The following is an 18,012-nucleotide window of genomic DNA, read 5'->3' on the forward strand; positions in this document are numbered from 1 at the left end:
CATGATCGGCCGGGACCGGCGGAGGCCGGCGCGGAACCTGAGCGGGGGAGACGACCGGTGACCGAGCAGCTTGTCCGGGTGTACGTGCCGGCGACCGTTCCGATGCTGACCCTGCTGCGCGGCCCCGGGCTGCCGGTGGCCGCCGCGCACGCGGTGACCCCCACGCTGCGCGAGTGGTACGCCGAGGGCGACGAGGAGGAGTTGGAGTACGTCGCCTTCACGCGGGCCGCCCAGGACGCGTTGCAGCTGCTGCGGGCCGACCCGGACGCCCCCCGTCGCCGGGTGGTCGTCTCGGTGGACCTGCCCGCCTCGGCGGTGGCCCGGGGCGACGGGGACCTGGGCTCCAGCGCGGTCGAGCTGGGCGACCCCGTGCCGGTCGGCGCCGTCGCGGCCGTCCACGTGGACGGCGCCGACGCGGTGGAGGACGTCACCGCCGCGACGGAGGTGGTCACCGAGGCCCTGGCCGGCGACGCGGACGCGCAGTTCACGGTCGACGGCGCCGAGGACCACGAGCTGGAGTGGTACGACGTCACCGAGCTGGACCTGCTGCTGCGCGCCACCTCCTGACCGACCGGCGCCCGTACCGACGGGGCGCCGGTGCCCGGGTCAGCGGGTGGGCGCGGCCTCGGCCGGCTCGTCGTCGTCGGCGTGGGCCGGCCCCAGGGTGCGGCCGAAGGCGATCATCGCGGTCAGGGCGCCGACGAAGAGCACCCAGATGGCGTTGTCGATCCGGGAGGTGCCCAGCGAGGTCTGGGCCACCGCGTCCGCCTCGCTCAGCGCACCGGCCAGGTCGAGCAGGGACCGCCCGCCGACCCGGATGATCACCTCGGCCACGAGCAGGAGCAGGCCCGGGCCGGCCCCGGCCAGCAGGTAGGCGGGCCAGCGTGGCGCGGGCGCGGCCGCGTCGAGCCGGGCGGCCCGACGGCGGGCCAGGGTCAGGTATCCGAAGGCCAGCAGCCCGGCCACCAGGCCGGCGAGCAGGGACTCGGTGCGCGAGACCCACTTGGCCGCGCTCAGCAGCGACTCCTGGCCGTCGCCGCTGCCGAACAGGTCGAAGAGCGGGTCGCGGGCCTGGCTGAAGGCCACCACGAAGATCAGCGTGCCGAGGGCGGCGGCCACCACGGCCCCGACCACGGGCCCGCTGCGGGCGCCGGCGACGGCTCCGCCGATGGTCGCGGCGGCGGCGGTGGTGGCGGCGATCACGTTGGTGGTCGCGTTGTCGGCGTACGTCAGGTTGATCGCGAACGCGGCGGCGAGCCCGACGAGCAGGCCGGTGCCGATGGCCGCCAGGAAGCGCAGGGTGACCCGGTCGCTGCCCCGACGGGCGAGCAGGTCCACGCCGAAGAGGGCGAAGCCGGCGCCCGCGACCAGTGCGGCCGAGATCACCCCCGGCAGGGCGAACGCGGAGAGGCTGATGGCGGTGAGCCCGGCTGCCGCCGAACTGATCACCTCGCGGGTCGACCAGAGCATCGCGGCGAGCCACCCGAGGGCCAGCAGGGCGAGCACCGGCGCCCCGGGCGCGAACGCCGCGGCGGTGCCGCCCCGCGGGTCGGCGGAGGGCCCGGCCCCGCTCGGGTCGGTCGTGTCCACCGGTCCGGCGCCGGTGGCGTCCTGCGCTCCGGTGGCTGCGTCCCCGACGGTGTCCGTCGTGTCGGCGTCCCCGACGGTGTCCGTCGTGTCGGCGTCGGCGGCCGACGCCGACCGGTCCGACTCCGCGGCTGCGGAGCTGCCGGGCTGCTTGGTCATCGTGTTCCCTCCGACGGACGCCCGGCCCCGGTGGGCCGGCAGTTCACCGGCCACCCAGCGTACGCGTCCACGACCCCCGGGCCCCGTGCCCGCCCTCCCGCCGCCGGCCGGGGGCCCGGGGTCGACGAGCCCGCCGGCCCCGGCGGAGGAGCCCTCGATCGACGAAGCCGGGCGCGGGGCGGCGACGCGGCGGCGACGGCCACGGGTGGGACGGCGGTGAGGGCGGGGCGTGGAAGAATCGGGAGAGGCCCCGCTGTCGTGACCGGTGAACCCGGCGCGGCGTCGGCGCCGGTCGTCCGGCCGGTGCCCGCGGGTCCGGTTTCGCCACCGCTGCCGAGATCGCCAGGAGCCTTGATGGACGCCGTGTTCTCCGTACCCGAGCCCCGCAACGAGCCGGTGCGCAACTACGAGCCGGGCAGCACCGACCGGGAACGGCTCCAGCGGCGGCTGACCGAGCTGGCCGCCGAGCGGATCGACCTGCCGATGACCATCGCCGGCGAGCAGCGGATGGCCGGCGGCGAGTCGATCGACGTGGTGCAGCCGCACAAGCACGCGCACGTGCTCGGCGTCACCGCCCACGCCACCCACGACGACGCCCGCGCCGCCGTGAAGGCGGCCAAGGACGCCGCCCCGATGTGGCGGGCCCTGCCGTTCGAGGAGCGGGCCGCGATCTTCCTGCGCGCCGCCGAGCTGCTCGCCGGCCCGTGGCGGGACACGCTGAACGCGGCCACCATGCTCGGCCAGTCGAAGACGGCGATCCAGGCCGAGATCGACGCCGCCTGCGAGTTCATCGACTTCCTCCGGTTCAACGTGCACTTCGCCCGGGAGCTGCTCGAGGCGCAGCCGATGTCGTCGCCGGGGGTGTGGAACCGCTTCGACCACCGCCCGCTGGAGGGCTTCGTCTACGCGGTCACCCCGTTCAACTTCACCGCCATCGCCGGCAACCTGCCCTCGGCGCCGGCCCTGCTGGGCAACACCGTGGTCTGGAAGCCGGGCCCGACCCAGCAGTTCGCCGCGCACTTCACCATGCGGCTGTTCGAGGCGGCCGGCCTGCCCCCCGGCGTGATCAACATGGTCACCGGGCGCGGCGAGGAGGTCTCCGACGTGGTGCTCGCCGACGCCGACCTGGCCGGCATCCACTTCACGGGCTCCACGAAGGTCTTCCAGCACCTGTGGCGGACCGTCGGCGAGAACATCTCCCGCTACCGCGGCTACCCCCGGCTGGTCGGCGAGACCGGCGGCAAGGACTTCGTCGTCGCGCACACCAGCGCCGACGTCGACGCCCTGCACACCGCCCTGATCCGCGGCGCCTTCGAATACCAGGGCCAGAAGTGCTCGGCGGCGTCCCGGGCGTACGTCCCGCGTTCGCTGTGGGAGGGCGGGTTGCGCGACCGGCTGGCCGCCACCGCGGAATCCCTCACCTACGGCGACGTCACCGACTTCGGCAACTTCGGCGGCGCGGTGATCGACGCCAGGGCGTTCGACCGGCACACGGCCGCGCTGGAGCTGATCGGCGGCGACGACGCCTGCCGGGTCCTCGCCGGCGGCACCGCCGACGACTCGGTGGGCTGGTTCGTGCGGCCGACGCTCTTCGAGTGCACCGACGCGGCCCACGAGACCTTCACCACCGAGTACTTCGGGCCGATCCTCGGCGTGCACGTCTTCGACGACGGCCGCTTCGACGACGTGGTCACCCAGGCCGAGTCGATCGCGCCGTACGCCCTGACCGGGTCGATCTTCGCGACGGACCGCCGGGTGGTCGACGCGGTGGCCGAGAAGATGCGGTACGCCGCCGGCAACTTCTACATCAACGACAAGCCGACCGGCGCGGTGGTCGGGCAGCAGCCCTTCGGCGGCGCCCGCGCCAGCGGCACCAACGACAAGGCCGGCTCCTGGCACAACCTGGTCCGGTGGATGTCGCCCCGCACGATCAAGGAGACCTTCGTCGCGCCGACCGACCACACCTACCCCCACATGGGCTGAGGCGTGCCGAAGGGCCCCCTCCCGTCGTCGAGCGCACGGGAGGGGGCCCTTCCCCGCACCCCTACCGGGGAGGGGCGGGGGCAGCCGTACGGCGGTACCGTGGCCGCTGTGACCCACCCCACCCCCGCTCAGGATCCCCACTTCGGCGAGCAGGGTGGCCTGCTCACCTACACCGACTACCTCCGGCTGGCCGACCTGCTGGCCGCCCAGGTGCCGGAGTCCGACCCGGCCTCCCACGACGAGCTGCTCTTCATCACCATCCACCAGGTCTACGAGCTGTGGTTCAAGCTGCTGCTCGCGGAGCTGACCGACGCCCGGGACCGGCTGCTCGCCGGCGAGACCTACCTGCCCCGGGTGCGGCTGGAGCGCTGCCACGTGGTGGAGCGTGTCCTGATCGGCCAGGTGGACGTGATCGACACGATGACCCCGCAGGACTTCCTGGCCTTCCGCACCAAGCTCGCCCCGGCCTCGGGCTTCCAGTCCGCCCAGTTCCGCGAGATCGAGTTCCTCTCCGGCCTCAAGGACCCGGACTACCTGCGCCGTTTCCGGGGCCTGCCCGACGCCGAGCGGGAGCGCCTGGAGCGGCGGCTGGCCGAGCCGAGCCTCTGGGACGGCTTCCTGGCCGTGCTCGGCAGGGCCGGCTTCGACGTCGCCGAGGAGGAGTCGCGCTTCGCCGCGTACGCCAAGATCGCGGGGGACCGGGAGCGGTTCGGGCCGCTGTGGGACCTCGCGGAGGCGCTGGTCGCCCACGACCAGGCGTTCTCGCTGTGGCGGGCCCGGCACGTGCTGATGGCCGAGCGGCAGATCGGCACGAAGCCCGGCACCGGGGGCTCGGCGGGCGGGGCGTACCTGCGCTCGCGCGTGGAGACCCGGTTCTACCCGGAGCTGTGGGAGCTGCGTAGCCGACTGTGACCCCGGAGGACCGTCCGCCCATCTCCCCGGCGGACCGTCTCGCGCCGACAGTGCACATAGGAACCCGACCGGGTGGCGAAAATGCCAAATCCTGGACGCCGGGTCGGCAAAGTGGCAGCGTGAGGGGCATGGCGGATTCCGGAGTCAACCCCACGGCGGCGGCCCTGCTCGGGCTGCTCCACGAGGGCCCCATGACAGGTGGCCAGTTGATGGCCGCCGCCGAGCGCCGGCTGGCGCCGTACTGGTCGATGACGCGTAGCCAGGTCTACCGGGAGCTGCCGGTGCTGGCCGAGCGGGGCCTGGTCCGGATGGGCAAGCCCGGCCCGCGCTCCAGCCAACCGTACGCGATCACCGCAGCGGGAAAACGGACATTCTCCCGCTGGCTGGCCGAGGAGCCGGGGCGGGACACGATCCGCAACCCGATCGCCCTGCGGATCGCCTTCGGTGAGCTGCACTCGGCCAGCCAGCTCAAGAACCTCCAGGCGGCGGCCAACGAATACCACACCGAGGCCCTGGCCAAGGTCCGGGAGCAGGTCAAGAACGCCAAGAAGGAGGGCGACGCGTACGACGCCAGCGCGCTGGAGTTCGCCGTCGCCTACCACAAGGCCGCCCTGTCCTGGCTGAAGAGCGCCCCGGTCGGCTGACCGGCGCCGCCCCACAAGCGCACTCCTCGCACGAGCGGCACCTTTTTGGCTCGTGACTGCGGGGCTCGCAAGCTCACTCCTCGCACGAGCGGCACCTTTTTGGCTCGTGACTGCGGGGCTCGCAAGCTCACTCCTCGCACGAGCAGTACCCTTGTCTGTCGTGACCGCTGCCGATTACGCCGAACAGCTCAAGGACCTCGACGCCACCCTGCGCAACATCGAGGCGGTGCTCGACATCGACCGGCTGCGCGCGGACAAGGACCGCCTGGAGCAGGAGGCCTCCGCGCCCGACCTGTGGGACGACCAGGCGAAGGCCCAGCAGGTGACCTCCCAGTTGTCGTACGTCAACGGCGAGATCAGCAAGCTCGGCAGTCTCCGTTCCGGGCTCGACGACGCCAAGGTGCTGCTGGAACTCGCCGAGGCGGAGTCCGACCCGGGGGTGCTCACCGAGGTCGAGGCGGAGATCGCCTCGCTGGGCAAGGCCATCGAGGAGATGGAGGTCCGCACCCTGCTCTCCGGCGAGTACGACTCCCGGGAGGCGCTGGTCGCCATCCGGGCCGGTGCCGGCGGCGTGGACGCGGCGGACTTCGCCGAGATGCTGCTGCGGATGTACCTGCGCTGGGCCGAGCGGCACGGCTACCCGACGGAGGTCTACGAGACCTCCTACGCCGAGGAGGCGGGCCTGAAGTCGGCCACCTTCACGGTCAAGGTGCCCTACGCGTACGGCACGCTCAGCGTCGAGTCGGGCACCCACCGGCTCGTCCGGATCAGCCCCTTCGACAACCAGGGCCGCCGGCAGACCAGCTTCGCCGGCGTCGAGGTGCTGCCGGTGGTCGAGCAGACCGACAGCATCGAGATCCCCGAGAACGAGATGCGGGTCGACGTCTACCGCTCCTCCGGCCCGGGCGGGCAGAGCGTCAACACCACCGACTCGGCCGTACGGCTCACGCACATCCCGACCGGCATCGTGGTCACCTGCCAGAACGAGAAGTCCCAACTGCAGAACAAGGCCTCCGCGCTGCGGGTGCTCCAGGCCCGGCTGCTGGAGCGCAAGCGCCAGGAGGAGCAGGCCAAGCTCCAGGGCCTGAAGACCGACGCCGCCGGCTCCTGGGGCGACCAGATGCGCTCGTACGTCCTGCACCCGTACCAGATGGTGAAGGATCTGCGGACCGAGCAGGAGACGGGCAACCCGACCGCGGTCTTCGACGGCGACCTGGACAAGTTCCTGGAGGCGGGCATCCGGTGGCGCAAGCAGCAGCAGCTCGCCGGCGACGCTGCGTGATCGACCGTGGGCGGAGCGCGTCGTCGATCTCTCCGGTACGCCCGAATTGGATGACGCGACTCGCAACGGCGGGGCGTGGGGCTTGGCTCTCCGGTTACACCGCGTAGACTCACCACCCGTGATTCAGCTTGAGCAAGTGACGAAGACGTACCCGAAGGCGTCCCGGCCTTCGCTCGACAACGTGTCCGTCTCGATCGAGAAGGGCGAGTTCGTCTTCTTCATCGGTCCATCCGGCTCCGGCAAGTCCACCATCATCAAGTTGCTGCTGCACGAGGTCTCGCCCAACAAGGGGCGGGTCGTCGTCAACAGCAAGGACGTCACGTCGATGCGTTCCTGGAAGCGACCCCACTTCCGGCGTTCCATCGGCTGCGTGTTCCAGGACTTCCGGCTGCTGCCGAACCGCACCGCGTACGAGAACGTGGCGTTCGCCCTGGAGGTGATCGGCAAGACCAAGGCGGTCGCCCGCCGGGTCGTGCCCGAGGTTCTGGAGCTGGTCGGGCTCGGTGGCAAGGAGCACCGCTACCCGCACGAGCTCTCCGGTGGTGAGCAGCAGCGGGTCGCCGTCGCCCGGGCGTTCGTGAACCGTCCGCTGATCCTGCTCGCGGACGAGCCGACCGGAAACCTGGACCCGGACACCTCGATCGAGATCATGCGCCTGCTGGACCGGATCAACCGCACCGGCACGACCGTCGTGATGGTCACGCACGACTCCAACATCGTGAACCAGATGCGCCGCCGGGTCATCGAGATCGAGAGCGGCCGCATCGTGCGCGACCAGGCCCGCGGCGTCTACGGCTGAGCCGACGCCACCCCTGCGCAGCCTGACGACGAACACCTCATGCCGGAGACCCGGAGGAAATCCCGATGCGCGTGAAATACGTCCTGTCCGAGGTACTGGTCGGACTGTGGCGCAACGTGACCATGACCATCGCGATGATCATTACGATGGCGGTCTCGCTGACCATGCTCGGCGCCAGCGGTCTGATGTACCGCCAGGTCGACGACATGAAGGACCTGTACTACAAGAACATCCAGGTCTCCATCTTCCTGGACCAGGAGGTGAGCCCCGAGCAGCGTGACGCGCTGGCCGCCAAGCTGGAGGGCGACCCGCTGGTCAAGGAGAGCATCTTCGTCAACAAGGACGAGGCGTACAAGCGCTTCCAGGAGATGTTCCAGGACGCCCCGGACCTGCTCAGCGCCGTGAAGGCCGACAGCCTGCCCGAGTCGTTCCGGCTCACGCTGAACAACCCGGAGCAGTACAAGAGCATCTACGACCAGTACAAGGACACAGAGGGCGTCGACGAGATCGTCGACCAGAGCCGGCTGCTGGACAAGATCTTCGACATCCTCACCTCGATCCAGAACATCGCGCTGGCCGCCGCCATCGTGATGGCCGTCGCCGCGCTGCTCCTGGTCGCCAACACGATCCAGGTGGCCGCGTACAGCAAGCGGCGTGAGGTCGCTGTCATGAAGCTGGTCGGCGCGTCGAACTGGTTCATCCAGGCGCCGTTCGTCCTGGAGGCCGTGGTCGCCGGTCTGATCGGCTCGTTGCTCGGCCTGGTGGCCCTGATCGCGGCCAAGTACCTGCTGTTCGACGGGTCGCTCCAGGCGTTGCAGGGTCTGCTCTCGCCGGTGAGCTGGGGCGACATCCTGTTCATGTTCCCGCTGATGGCCGGCGTCGGTGCCCTGGTCAGCGCGGTGACCGCCTGGGTCACGCTCCGCTTCTACCTGCGGGTCTGACGCCGTACGGCTCGACGAGGACCCTTCCGCGCCAGGAATAAACGGCGCGGGAGGGTCCTTGTCGTTCGGGTAGCATGATCTCCGCCCCGCGGCCGGTGACGTCCGGCGCGGATCACCGGAAAGGGGGTGGCGCCGATGCCACGGGAAAAGGGACGCAAGGTCGTCGCCTCCAACAAGAAGGCCCGGCACGACTACGCGATCCTCGACACCTACGAGGCGGGCATGGCGTTGACCGGCACCGAGGTCAAGTCGCTGCGGGCCGGGCGCGCGTCGCTGGTCGACGCGTTCGCGCAGGAGCGCAACGGCGAGCTCTACCTGCACGGGATGCACATCCCGGAATACACGCAGGGCACGTGGACCAACCACGAGCCCCGGCGGACCCGCAAGCTGCTGCTCAAGCGGCTGGAGATCGACCGGCTGATCGGCAAGACCCGCGAGGGCGGCCTGACCATGGTGCCGTTGCAGGTCTACTTCTCCGACGGCTGGGCGAAGGTGGAGATCGCCCTCGCGAAGGGCAAGAAGTCGTACGACAAGCGCCAGGACCTCGCCAAGCGGGACGCGGACCGGGAGATCGCCCGGATCGCCGGCCGGCGTGGCAAGGGAATGGACGACTGATCTGTCGCATTCGTCCCGGTCGGCTCGCCGGCCCCGGGGCTCGGGATGAAACCCGTTGCGGTAGGCGTTACGCTTGTCGGTGCCGCCACATGGGCGGCCTGTCGAGGGGGTGACTGGTTTCGACTTCGTACGCAGCGACAGGGGAAGCGAGCCGAGGAAGCCGACGTCGTCTCGAGAATCGGTCGTCGGAAACCAATAAGCGCCAAGAACAATCGCGCTGACTTCGCTCTCGCCGCCTGAGGCGAGTAGTGAGTCTGTCGGCCTGGGAGCGCCTTCGACCCAGTTTGCCGGCATCAGCTAGAAGGCTGGCCAATCGGACCCGGTCGCGGGGTCCGTGCGGCGAGATCAATCAGCGACTGGGCCCGTCACACCAACTTGCTCGCGTGAGCGGTGGGGCCGAGTAGAGGCATAGCGAGCTGCGCTCGGAGAAGCCCTGACAAACCGGCGAAGGACCCGGGTTCGATTCCCGGCACCTCCACCACCAGACGATGCGCCCCGGTCCACGCGACCGGGGCGCATCGCCGTGTCCGGGCCCGGCCGCCCGTCCGGCGAGTGGGGCCGCCGGGTCGCCTGGGGCCGTAGACCGTTGGGCAGTCCCCGGGCGGTGAGGTTCCTGGGCCGCAGGGGACAGGTGGGGCGGGCGGGACGGATGAGGTGGGGCCGGCCCCTGGACAGGGCGGCGGGGCGGGTCCACCATCGCTGTACGCGGTCAGACGCGACGCGGGAGGTGCCCATGGTCACCGGTCCGATCCAGCAGCCGCCCACCCTTCCCGGAGGGCTCCGGCCGCCCGCCGCGCGCCGGCCCGCCGTCACCGGGCTCGGGGACCTGCACCCGCTCGCCCGGGCCCTGGCCGCCGCGCCGGCCGAACCGCGCTGGCGGGAACGTCTCCTCGTGGGGCTGGGCCCCGTGCGGCGGAGCTTCGCGGAGCACGTCCGGGTCACCGAGGGGCCCGCCGGCCTGTACGCCGAACTGCTCGGTCAGGCGCCCCGGCTGGCACGCGGCGTACGGCTGCTGGCCCGGGAGCACGTCGTGATCACCGCCGCGCTGGCCGCCCTCCAGCACGCGGCGGAGGCGCCGGACGCCTCGGTCGACGACCTGCTCGGCCGGGCCGGACACCTGCTGCGGGCCCTCGCCGGGCACCGGCAGCGCGGCGCGGACCTGCTCTGGGAGGCGTACGAGACGGATCTCGGCGGGGAGACCTGATCGGCGGGGAACCGGCGTGCGCGTGCCGGCGTCCAACCGACATGCGCCGTACCGCCGCCCTGCTGGGCCTTCCGCTGTTGATGATCGTCGCCGGGTGCGCGCCGGCCGGCTCCGACCCCGCCGTCGACGCGCCCGCCGCCGACCCGCGCCGGGACGCCTTCGCCCAGCGGGCCACCGAGGTGGCCGACGCGTGGCGACCGCTCCCCGCGTGGAAGTCCGGCTACGTGCCGTTGCAGGACCCGACGGTGCTCGTCGGCGACCCGGGCTTCACCGACGAGACCAGGGTCGCCTTCCTCAGCGGCTGGTACCGCGACCAGATCGACCTGCCGACCGCGAAGCCCGCCGACGGCGCCATCCGGTTCCCGGACGGCACGTTGAGCGTCCCGCTGGTCAGTGCCGCCACCGCGTACGGGCAGCTCGACCAGGGCGACCCGCCGCCGTGCGACGGCCGTCCCCGGGACCCCGGGCCGAAGCTGCCCGGTGGTGGTCCCACCATCGAGCCGGGCCCCGACGGCCCGGTGAGCAGCGCCCCGCAGACCGCCTGCGTCCCGCTCACGGTCACGGCCGTGAAGCTGGGCAGCGCGCCGGTGCGCACCAGCCGGGGCGAGGCGCAGGTGCCGGCGTGGCTGTTCACCGTCGAGGAACTCGCCGCGCCCGTCGCCCGGCTCGCCGTGGCGCCGCAGGCCGTCAGCGCGCCGCCCGAGCCCACCCCGCCGTCCGGCCCGGCCCCGCAGGGCGTGGTCGGCGCCCAGGACGTCCAGTCCGTCGACGGCGCCGAGCTGACCTGGCGGCTCGGCGTGGGCAGCTGCGACACCGGGATCACGCCGCTGGTGCAGGAGCGCGACGACGTCGTGGTGGTGGGCGGCAGCGTGGTCACCGCCACCGGTGTGTGCAACTCGATGCTGAAGCTCGAACCGGTCACCGCCACGCTGAAGGCGCCGCTGGGCGGCCGGCCGGTCCTCGACGTGCTCACCGGCGCGCCGCTGCGCCTCGTGTCGAGCTGACGCGCCGGGTGCCGGTCCTGGTCGGACCCGCCGCGCTCGCGCAGCCGCCGGCACAGGCGGTCACGCCGCCCCCGGCCGGCGAGGTCGGCGCCGCGCGGCGGGCTGACGGCGCGGGCCGCCCGGCTCACAGGAGGCGGGGCACCTCGGTGCTGACCGGCACCGGCAGCACCGTCGGGCCGTCCGCGCGCAGCCCGGCGGTCAGGGCCGCGCCGAGCTGCTCCGGGGTCTGCGCGACGGTGGCGGCGCAGCCGTAGCCGCGGGCGATGGCGGTGAGGTCCAGCCCGGGCAGGTCCAGCCCGGGCACCCCGGGCGTGTCCTTGAACGCGGCGAAGGCCTTCAGGATGGCGTACTGCTGATTGACCGGCACCACGACGACCAGCGGCAGGCGCAGCCGCGCGGCCGTCCAGAGCGCCTGCACCGAGTAGTGGAACGACCCGTCCCCGATGACCGCCACCACCGGCCGTCCCCGTCCGGTGTCGCGCTGCGCGAGCGCGACGCCGACCGCCGCCGGCAGGCCGTACCCGAGGCCGCCGCTGGCCATCGTGAAGTACGACCCGGGGCGGGTGGCGTGCAGCCGGCGGCGCAGCGCCGGCAGGTTGGACGGCGACTCCTGGACCAGGATCCCGTCGGCCGGCCAGTGCCGGGCCAGGGCCGCGAAGAGGGCGTCGGGTTCCAGCGGCAGCCCGTCGGCCGGCGGGGGCGGGTCGGGGCGCGCGGGTGGCGCCGGCCGGTCCGCCGCCGGGAGCAGGTCGACCAGGGCGGCCAGGGCCAGCCCGGCGTCGCCGAGCAGGCTGTCGCCCACGGGGGCCCGGGCCGCCTCGTCGGGGTCGTCGGTGACGTGCAGCAGGCGTGCCCCGGCGGGCAGGTGCTCGCCCGGCACGTGCGGGTAGTAGCGGAACACCGGCGCCCCCACCACCAGCACGGTGTCGTGCCCGTCCAGCGCCTGCGACAGCGGCCCGATCGCGAAGGGGAGCACCCCCCGGAAGGACGGGTGGTCCTCGGGGAAGGCGGCCCGCTCCGGGGCCGGGGCCGACCAGACCGGCGCGGCCAGCCGCTCCGCCAGCGCCACGGCGGCGGGCCAGCCGTCGGCCCGGTCGACGGCCGCGCCGAGCACCAGCACGGGCGCGCGGCTGGCGGCCAGCACGTCGGCGAACTCGCGCAGCCGGTGCGGGTCGGGCGCGAACCGGGTGGCCACCGTCCGCACCGCCGGCGGCGGGTCGGCCGGCTGCGCCCAGTCGTCGAGGGGCAGCGAGAGGAAGACCGGCCCGGCGGGCGGCTGCACGGCCGTCGCGTACGCCCGCATCAGCGCCGCCGGGACGTCCTGCGCGCGCACCGGCTCGTGGCTCCACTTGACGTACGGCTGGGGCAGCTCGGTGGCCCGCCGGCTGGTCAGCCGGGGCTCGGCCAGCAGCATCTCCCGGGTCTGCTGGCCGGCGGTGACGATCAGCGGGGTGCGGTTGTGCCACGCGGTGACCAGGTTGCCCATGCCGTTGCCCGTGCCGGGGGCGGTGTGCAGGTTGACGTGCGTCGGCCGGCCGGTGACCTGCGCGTAGCCGTCCGCCATGCCGACGGCCGACGCCTCGTGCAGGGCGTGCACGTAGTGGAAGTCGTCGGGGAAGTCCCGCAGGAACGGCTCCTCGGTGGAGCCCGGGTTGCCGAAGACGGTGGTCAGGCCGAGGGCACGGAGCAGGTCGTACGTGGTGTCGCGGACCGTAGCCATCGCCTCCCAATCTATCGGGACGACTCGGGCGGTCCGGGCCTTTCGCCTCCTCGCGCCTCAGGGCAGCGCGAAGGGCAGGGTGATGCCGTCCAGCGCGCGCCCGCAGTCGCAGTCCCGCTCGGTCGGCAGCGCCGCGACGGCCGCCAGCAGCAGGCCCCGCAGCCGGTCCGTGTTCTCGCCGAAGACCCGGAACACCTCCTCCTGCGTCACCGCCCCGCCGCCCTCGACGCCCGCGTCCAGGTCGGTGACCAGGGCGATCGAGGAGTAGCAGAGGGCCAGCTCGCGGGCGAGCACCGCCTCCGGGTGGCCGGTCATGTTGACCACCGTGCCGCCGATCGAGGCGTACCACCGGGACTCGGCCCGGGTGGAGAAGCGCGGGCCCTCGACCACCACCACCGTCCCGCCGTCGACCGCCGGCACGTCCCGGCCGGCCGCGGCGGCCAGCAGCGTACGCCGCCCGGCCGGGCAGTACGGGTCGGCGAAGGAGACGTGCACCGCGCCCCGGTCGTAGTAGGTCTGCGTCCGCCCGCTGGTGCGGTCGATCAGCTGGTCGGGCACCACGAACGTGCCCGGCCCGAGCTCCGGCCGCAGGCCGCCCACGGCGCAGGGGGCGAGCACCTGGCGTACGCCGAGGGAGCGCAGCGCCCAGAGGTTGGCCCGGTACGGGATCAGGTGCGGCGGGTGGCGGTGGTCGCGGCCGTGGCGGGGCAGGAACGCCACCCGCCGCCCGCCCACCTCGGCGACCGTGACGGTGTCGGACGGCGGCCCGTAGGGCGTCTCCACCACGTGCTCGGTCGCGCCGTCGAGCAGCGCGTAGAGCCCCGAACCACCGATCACCGCGAGTTCCGCCGTGGGACCCATCGGTCCTCCCTCGTGTCTGTCGATCAACCGACCGTCAGACCTTAGCCACCGCCCCGGGGGCAAGCTATGGTGCCAGGCATGGCGTTCACAGCGCGGATGACACCGGTGCCCCCGGGCGTCCCGGTCCGGTCGGTCTGACGGGGTGTCCGGCATGCAGGGAGAGGGGCAGGCCATCGGCGGGCGGGCGACGGGGTCGATGACCGGGCGGCTGCTGGTCGCGACGCCGGCGCTGAAGGACCCGAACTTCGACCGTACGGTCGTGCTGCTGGTGGCGCACGAGCCCGGCGGTGCCCTCGGCGTGGTGCTCAACCGGGCCACCGAGGTGCCGGTCGCCGACGTGCTCGGCGACTGGAGCGACCTGGCCCGCGACCCGGCGGTGCTCTTCGAGGGCGGCCCCGTGCAGCCCGACTCGGCGATCTGCCTGGCCCGGATGCGGCACCCGGTGCAGCGGCTCAGGGGGTTCCACCAGGTCTCCGGTGCGGTCGGCACCCTCGACCTCTCCGTCGACCCGGGGCCGATGCGCGAGGGCATCACCGGCATCCGGGTCTTCGCCGGCTACTCCGGCTGGGGCACGGGGCAGTTGGAGCAGGAGATCGAGGACGGCTCCTGGTTCGTCCTCGACGCGCTGCCCGGCGACGCCTTCGTCGACCGGCCGGACGACCTGTGGCCGATGGTGCTGCGCCGCCAGGGCGGCATGATGGCGGCGGTCGCGCACTTCCCGCCGGACGTGGCGCTCAACTGAGCGCCGGTACGCCCGGAGTGCCAGGCCCGCCGACGGGTGGCCCCCCGCGAGATGACCATGCGGCGGGCGCTGTGTATAGTTCTCTCGTGCCCGGGTGACCGGGACGAGGCAAGGGGCCGTGGCGCAGCTGGTAGCGCACCACACTGGCAGTGTGGGGGTCAGGGGTTCGAGTCCCCTCGGCTCCACCCTTGCGAAAGCCCTGGTGCGGGAGTTGTCCCGCACCAGGGCTTTCGGCTTTCCGGGCGTGGTCCCGCACCGCCGCCCGCCGACAGCGACCGGAATAGGGGTTCGGTCCCACAAATCAGGCGTTGTCGCCCGTCGGCGCCCGTGCCACGATCGCCGCACCGGAGGCCCTTCCCCGCCCGGTGGTGGGGCCGATCCCGTGGCGCACCGTGAAGGAGCCGATGGTGGATCACCCCCACGCGTTGACAGCCGAGCAGTCGGAGCAGTTCCGGCGCGACGGGCACCTGATCCTGCGGGGCGTGCTCCCCACCGCGACGCTCGACGCGCTGCACGGCTCGTTCAGCCGCGTCGTCGACCACCTCGCCCGGCAGTGGCAGCAGCGGGGAGTGGTCACCGAGACCTTCGCCGACCTGCCGTACGACCAGCGCTACCTGCGGCTGATCGAGTCCAGCCAGGTCCGCGTACCGGCCGCCTGGCGGCGGATCCTGGTGGGACGCCCGGTGTACGACCTGTGGCGCACCCCGGAGCTGCTCGGGCCGGTGCGCAGCCTGCTCGGTGACGAGGTCTACGCGCACGGCGTGTGGAACGCCCGGCCGCGTGACCCCCACGGCCGCACCCAGCAGGTCGCCTGGCACCAGGACGCCTACTACTACAAGGGCTGGGACCCGTCGGTCGGGCCGCTGCTGTCGGCGTGGATCCCGTTGGTGCCGGTCGACGAGGACACCGCCTGCCTCCAGTTCGTCACCGGCTCGCACACCCGGGGCTGGATCTCCCGCGACCGCCTGCCGAACGGCGAGTACGGCACGTCGGACGAGGCCGTCGGGGACGGCCCGGTCAGCACGGCCCGGATGGAGCCCGGCGACGTGGTGATCTTCACGGACACGACGCTGCACCGCTCGACGCCCAACGTGTCGGACCGCATCCGGTGGAACATCGACATCCGGTTCGCCCCGGCCGTCGACGAGGTGATCCGGAACTCGCCGCGCGGCTACCGCTGCTTCAGCGCCGCCGACCCGGCCCGGGTCGAGTCGTTCGAGACCTGGGCCGGCCGGTACCGCTACGAGCCCGAGGACCTGCTGACCGAGCTGACCAACTTCGAGGAGGGCTACGACCTCGACGTGCTCAGGGCCTTCTCCCGGGCGTCGCCGTACGCCGACATCTACTGAGGACGCCCGGCTCAGCCGAGGTGGCGCTCGATCTCGGCCAGCTCGTCGGCGCCGAGGTCGAGGTTGTCGAGGGCCGCGATGTTCGCCTCCAGCTGCGGGACGCTGCTCGCCCCGATGATCAGGCTGGTCATCCGGGCATCGCGCAGCGCCCAGGCGAGCGCGAGCTGGGCCAGCGACTGGCCGCGCCGCTCGGCCAGGCCGCCGAGGGCCCGGATGGTGGCCATCCTGGCCTCGCCGAGGTCGCTCTCGCTCAGGAAGGTGCTGGTGCGCACCCGGGAGTCCGCCGGGATGCCGCCCAGGTAGCGGTCCGTGAGCAGCCCCTGGGCCAGCGGGCTGTACGCGATGCAGCCTGCGCCGACCCGCTCCAGCGTGTCGAGCAGGCCGTCGTCCTCGGTCCACCGGTTGAACATCGAGTACGACGGCTGGTTGATCAGCAGCGGCGTACCCAGGTCGCGCAGGATCGCGGCGGCCCGCTCGGTCTGCGCCGAGTCGTAGTTGGAGACGCCGACGTAGAGCGCCTTGCCGGCCCGCACGACGGCGTCCAGAGCGCCCATCGTCTCCTCCAGCGGGGTGTCCGGGTCGAAGCGGTGCGAGTAGAAGATGTCGACGTGGTCCAGCCCGAGGCGGCGCAGCGACTGCTCCAACGAGGAGACCAGGTACTTGCGCGAGCCCCACTCGCCGTACGGGCCGGGCCACATGAGGTACCCGGCCTTGGTGGAGACGACCAGCTCGTCCCGGTACGCCCTCAGGTCGGTGGCGAGCATCCGGCCGAAGCTCTCCTCGGCGGCGCCCGGCGGAGGCCCGTAGTTGTTCGCCAGGTCGAAGTGGGTCACGCCGAGGTCGAAGGCGCGGCGCACGATGTCCCGCTGCCGCTCGTACGGCCGGTCGGGGCCGAAGTTGTGCCACAGCCCGAGCGAGATGGCGGGCAGCCGCAGCCCGCTGCGTCCGCTGCGCCGGTAGGTCATCTTGTCGTAGCGCTGGTCCGCGGCGAGGTAGGTCACGGTCACCGAGCCTAGCCCCGCCGGCCGCCGGCGCGCGGCGAACGGGCCTGGGGCAACGGACGCCGGGGTAGTTTCGGGGCCATGCGTTTCGTCGAGCTCGACACCCCGAAGCCCCTGTCCAAGATCGGCCTCGGCACCTGGCAGTTCGGGTCCCGGGAGTGGGGCTACGGCCCCGAGTACGAGCGCCGGGCGGCCGACATCGTCCGGCGCGCCGTCGACCTCGGGATCACCGTCTTCGACACCGCCGAGCTGTACGGCTTCGGCCGCAGCGAGCGGATCCTCGGCGACGCCCTCGGCGACGACCGGCAGAAGGTGGTGCTCGCCACCAAGATCTTTCCGATCCTGCCGGTCGCCCCGGTGGTGCAGCAGCGGGCGGTCGCCTCGGCCGCCCGGCTCGGCGTCACCCACCTCGACCTCTACCAGGTGCACCAGGCCAACCCGCTGGTCGCCGACCACACCACGATGCGCGGCATGCGCGCGTTGCAGGACGTCGGGCTGGTCGGCGAGGTCGGCGTCAGCAACTACGGCCTGCGCCGCTGGCAGGTCGCCGAGGCGGCGCTCGGCCGGCGGGTGCTGAGCAACCAGGTCCGCTACAGCATGATCGACCGTGGGCCCGAACACGACCTGCTGCCGTACGCGAAGCAGGCCGGCCGCGTCGTCATGGCCTACAGCCCGCTCGCCCAGGGGTTCCTCTCCGGCCGCTACGACGCGAAGAACCCGCCGAGCGGCGCGGTACGCCGGGCCAACCCGTACTTCCTGCCGGAGAACCTGGAACGCGGCGCGACCCTGATCGAGACCCTGCGGCAGGTGGCCGAAGCCCACGACGCCACGCCCAGCCAGATCGCCCTGGCCTACCTGCTGCGCCACCCGAACGTGCTGGCCATCCCCGGCGCGTCCGGCGTGGAGCAGGTCGAACGCAACGCGGCGGCCGCCGACATCGACCTGGCTGACGACGAACACGCCGCGCTCGCGCGGGCGGCCAGGGAGTTCCGCCCGATCACCGGCCTCGCGGCCGCGCCCCGCCTGCTGCGGGCCCGCGCCGGAAAGTGAGCCGAAGGACGACAAAACCGCGCTGATCCTCGACGACCACGCCGCCTTCCGGCGGGTCTCGCCGTACCGGCCACGTGGTGGGCGCCGCTGACGCCCCACTGGTCGCTCTGGGTCGGCTCCGCCACGCACCGCGAGCCGGCCCGCCGCCGGTGCCGCCGA

Annotated in this window: 17 protein-coding genes, 1 tRNA gene and 1 other RNA gene; 15 read left to right on the forward strand and 4 right to left on the reverse strand. The window is 72.9% G+C overall.

The genetic code is table 11. From position 1 onward, the window contains the following. The first annotated feature begins 57 nt into the window (after window positions 1-57). Window positions 58-567 (forward strand): DUF6912 family protein, encoded by a 510-nt coding sequence (locus CLT72_RS27795; protein WP_101414271.1) that lies wholly within the window; start codon window positions 58-60, stop codon window positions 565-567. A 39-nt stretch (window positions 568-606) separates the two neighbouring features. Here the strand turns inward: CLT72_RS27795 and CLT72_RS27800 are convergent, their stop codons facing one another. After that, a complete protein-coding gene (locus tag CLT72_RS27800) occupies window positions 607-1,746 on the reverse strand; it encodes a hypothetical protein (RefSeq protein ID WP_101415429.1) in 1,140 nt (379 codons plus the stop codon). 354 nt (window positions 1,747-2,100) lie between these two features. Between CLT72_RS27800 and pruA the strand changes: the two genes are divergently transcribed. The 10 genes from pruA to CLT72_RS27850 all read left to right on the forward strand — a co-directional run bounded on the left by pruA (window position 2,101) and on the right by CLT72_RS27850 (window position 11,130). Next, complete coding sequence (gene pruA / locus CLT72_RS27805) at window positions 2,101-3,729, forward strand: L-glutamate gamma-semialdehyde dehydrogenase (RefSeq protein ID WP_089001882.1); 1,629 nt, start codon at window positions 2,101-2,103, stop codon at window positions 3,727-3,729. Between the two features lie 108 nt (window positions 3,730-3,837). Next, window positions 3,838-4,641 carry a tryptophan 2,3-dioxygenase gene (locus tag CLT72_RS27810; RefSeq protein ID WP_101414272.1) on the forward strand — a complete coding sequence of 268 codons (804 nt, stop codon included), beginning with the start codon at window positions 3,838-3,840 and terminating at the stop codon, window positions 4,639-4,641. A gap of 128 nt (window positions 4,642-4,769) precedes the next feature. Continuing rightward, a complete protein-coding gene (locus tag CLT72_RS27815) occupies window positions 4,770-5,285 on the forward strand; it encodes a PadR family transcriptional regulator (protein ID WP_089001880.1) in 516 nt (171 codons plus the stop codon). A gap of 160 nt (window positions 5,286-5,445) precedes the next feature. Further along, the gene (prfB, locus tag CLT72_RS27820; RefSeq protein ID WP_089001879.1) at window positions 5,446-6,567 is read left to right on the forward strand and encodes a peptide chain release factor 2; all 1,122 of its coding nucleotides are present in this window, start codon (window positions 5,446-5,448) and stop codon (window positions 6,565-6,567) included. Window positions 6,568-6,685: 118 nt separating this feature from the next. Then, a complete protein-coding gene (ftsE, locus tag CLT72_RS27825; RefSeq protein ID WP_089001878.1) occupies window positions 6,686-7,366 on the forward strand; it encodes a cell division ATP-binding protein FtsE in 681 nt (226 codons plus the stop codon). A 65-nt stretch (window positions 7,367-7,431) separates the two neighbouring features. Then, window positions 7,432-8,307, forward strand: coding sequence for a permease-like cell division protein FtsX (gene ftsX, locus CLT72_RS27830; RefSeq protein ID WP_101414273.1), 876 nt, complete (start codon window positions 7,432-7,434; stop codon window positions 8,305-8,307). Window positions 8,308-8,442: 135 nt separating this feature from the next. Then, window positions 8,443-8,922: an SsrA-binding protein SmpB gene (gene smpB / locus CLT72_RS27835; protein ID WP_101415430.1), complete on the forward strand. Its 480-nt coding sequence runs from the start codon at window positions 8,443-8,445 to the stop codon at window positions 8,920-8,922. Window positions 8,923-9,027: 105 nt separating this feature from the next. Then, window positions 9,028-9,403, forward strand: a transfer-messenger RNA (tmRNA) gene (gene ssrA / locus CLT72_RS27840). 252 nt (window positions 9,404-9,655) lie between these two features. After that, window positions 9,656-10,126: a hypothetical protein gene (locus tag CLT72_RS27845; protein ID WP_350821722.1), complete on the forward strand. Its 471-nt coding sequence runs from the start codon at window positions 9,656-9,658 to the stop codon at window positions 10,124-10,126. A 41-nt stretch (window positions 10,127-10,167) separates the two neighbouring features. After that, complete coding sequence (locus tag CLT72_RS27850; RefSeq protein WP_101414274.1) at window positions 10,168-11,130, forward strand: hypothetical protein; 963 nt, start codon at window positions 10,168-10,170, stop codon at window positions 11,128-11,130. 124 nt (window positions 11,131-11,254) lie between these two features. Here the strand turns inward: CLT72_RS27850 and mdlC are convergent, their stop codons facing one another. After that, window positions 11,255-12,850, reverse strand: a complete 1,596-nt coding sequence (gene mdlC, locus CLT72_RS27855; RefSeq protein ID WP_101414275.1) for a benzoylformate decarboxylase — start codon at window positions 12,848-12,850, stop codon at window positions 11,255-11,257. 57 nt (window positions 12,851-12,907) lie between these two features. Beyond that, entirely contained in the window at window positions 12,908-13,711 is an 804-nt protein-coding gene (locus CLT72_RS27860) for an S-methyl-5'-thioadenosine phosphorylase (protein WP_101414276.1), read from the reverse strand. Between the two features lie 151 nt (window positions 13,712-13,862). On the opposite strand from CLT72_RS27860, the gene CLT72_RS27865 reads away from it, so the two are divergent. The 3 genes from CLT72_RS27865 (at window position 13,863) to CLT72_RS27875 (ending at window position 15,802) form a co-directional block, all read left to right on the forward strand. Continuing rightward, window positions 13,863-14,453 (forward strand): YqgE/AlgH family protein, encoded by a 591-nt coding sequence (locus CLT72_RS27865; RefSeq protein ID WP_101415432.1) that lies wholly within the window; start codon window positions 13,863-13,865, stop codon window positions 14,451-14,453. Window positions 14,454-14,565: 112 nt separating this feature from the next. Next, window positions 14,566-14,638, forward strand: a tRNA-Ala gene (locus CLT72_RS27870). A gap of 222 nt (window positions 14,639-14,860) precedes the next feature. Continuing rightward, window positions 14,861-15,802, forward strand: a complete 942-nt coding sequence (locus tag CLT72_RS27875) for a phytanoyl-CoA dioxygenase family protein (protein ID WP_158242078.1) — start codon at window positions 14,861-14,863, stop codon at window positions 15,800-15,802. 11 nt (window positions 15,803-15,813) lie between these two features. Here the strand turns inward: CLT72_RS27875 and mgrA are convergent, their stop codons facing one another. Next, window positions 15,814-16,809, reverse strand: coding sequence for an L-glyceraldehyde 3-phosphate reductase (mgrA, locus tag CLT72_RS27880; protein ID WP_308220790.1), 996 nt, complete (start codon window positions 16,807-16,809; stop codon window positions 15,814-15,816). Window positions 16,810-16,884: 75 nt separating this feature from the next. On the opposite strand from mgrA, the gene CLT72_RS27885 reads away from it, so the two are divergent. Next, window positions 16,885-17,853, forward strand: a complete 969-nt coding sequence (locus CLT72_RS27885; protein WP_101414278.1) for an aldo/keto reductase — start codon at window positions 16,885-16,887, stop codon at window positions 17,851-17,853. The last annotated feature ends 159 nt before the right edge of the window (window positions 17,854-18,012 follow it).

The organism is Micromonospora sp. CNZ309 (assembly GCF_002846525.1).

What these genes read in the sequence shown, in the direction of transcription:
- smpB (WP_101415430.1), top strand. Translation starts at nt 8,443, where the DNA reads ATGCCACGGGAAAAGGGACGCAAGGTCGTCGCCTCCAACAAGAAGGCC.
- ftsX (WP_101414273.1), top strand. Translation starts at nt 7,432, where the DNA reads ATGCGCGTGAAATACGTCCTGTCCGAGGTACTGGTCGGACTGTGGCGC.
- CLT72_RS27845 (WP_350821722.1), top strand. Translation starts at nt 9,656, where the DNA reads ATGGTCACCGGTCCGATCCAGCAGCCGCCCACCCTTCCCGGAGGGCTC.
- pruA (WP_089001882.1), top strand. Translation starts at nt 2,101, where the DNA reads ATGGACGCCGTGTTCTCCGTACCCGAGCCCCGCAACGAGCCGGTGCGC.
- CLT72_RS27860 (WP_101414276.1), bottom strand. Translation starts at nt 13,711, where the DNA reads ATGGGTCCCACGGCGGAACTCGCGGTGATCGGTGGTTCGGGGCTCTAC.
- CLT72_RS27850 (WP_101414274.1), top strand. Translation starts at nt 10,168, where the DNA reads ATGCGCCGTACCGCCGCCCTGCTGGGCCTTCCGCTGTTGATGATCGTC.
- CLT72_RS27800 (WP_101415429.1), bottom strand. Translation starts at nt 1,746, where the DNA reads ATGACCAAGCAGCCCGGCAGCTCCGCAGCCGCGGAGTCGGACCGGTCG.
- CLT72_RS27865 (WP_101415432.1), top strand. Translation starts at nt 13,863, where the DNA reads ATGCAGGGAGAGGGGCAGGCCATCGGCGGGCGGGCGACGGGGTCGATG.
- CLT72_RS27815 (WP_089001880.1), top strand. Translation starts at nt 4,770, where the DNA reads ATGGCGGATTCCGGAGTCAACCCCACGGCGGCGGCCCTGCTCGGGCTG.
- CLT72_RS27885 (WP_101414278.1), top strand. Translation starts at nt 16,885, where the DNA reads ATGCGTTTCGTCGAGCTCGACACCCCGAAGCCCCTGTCCAAGATCGGC.
- mdlC (WP_101414275.1), bottom strand. Translation starts at nt 12,850, where the DNA reads ATGGCTACGGTCCGCGACACCACGTACGACCTGCTCCGTGCCCTCGGC.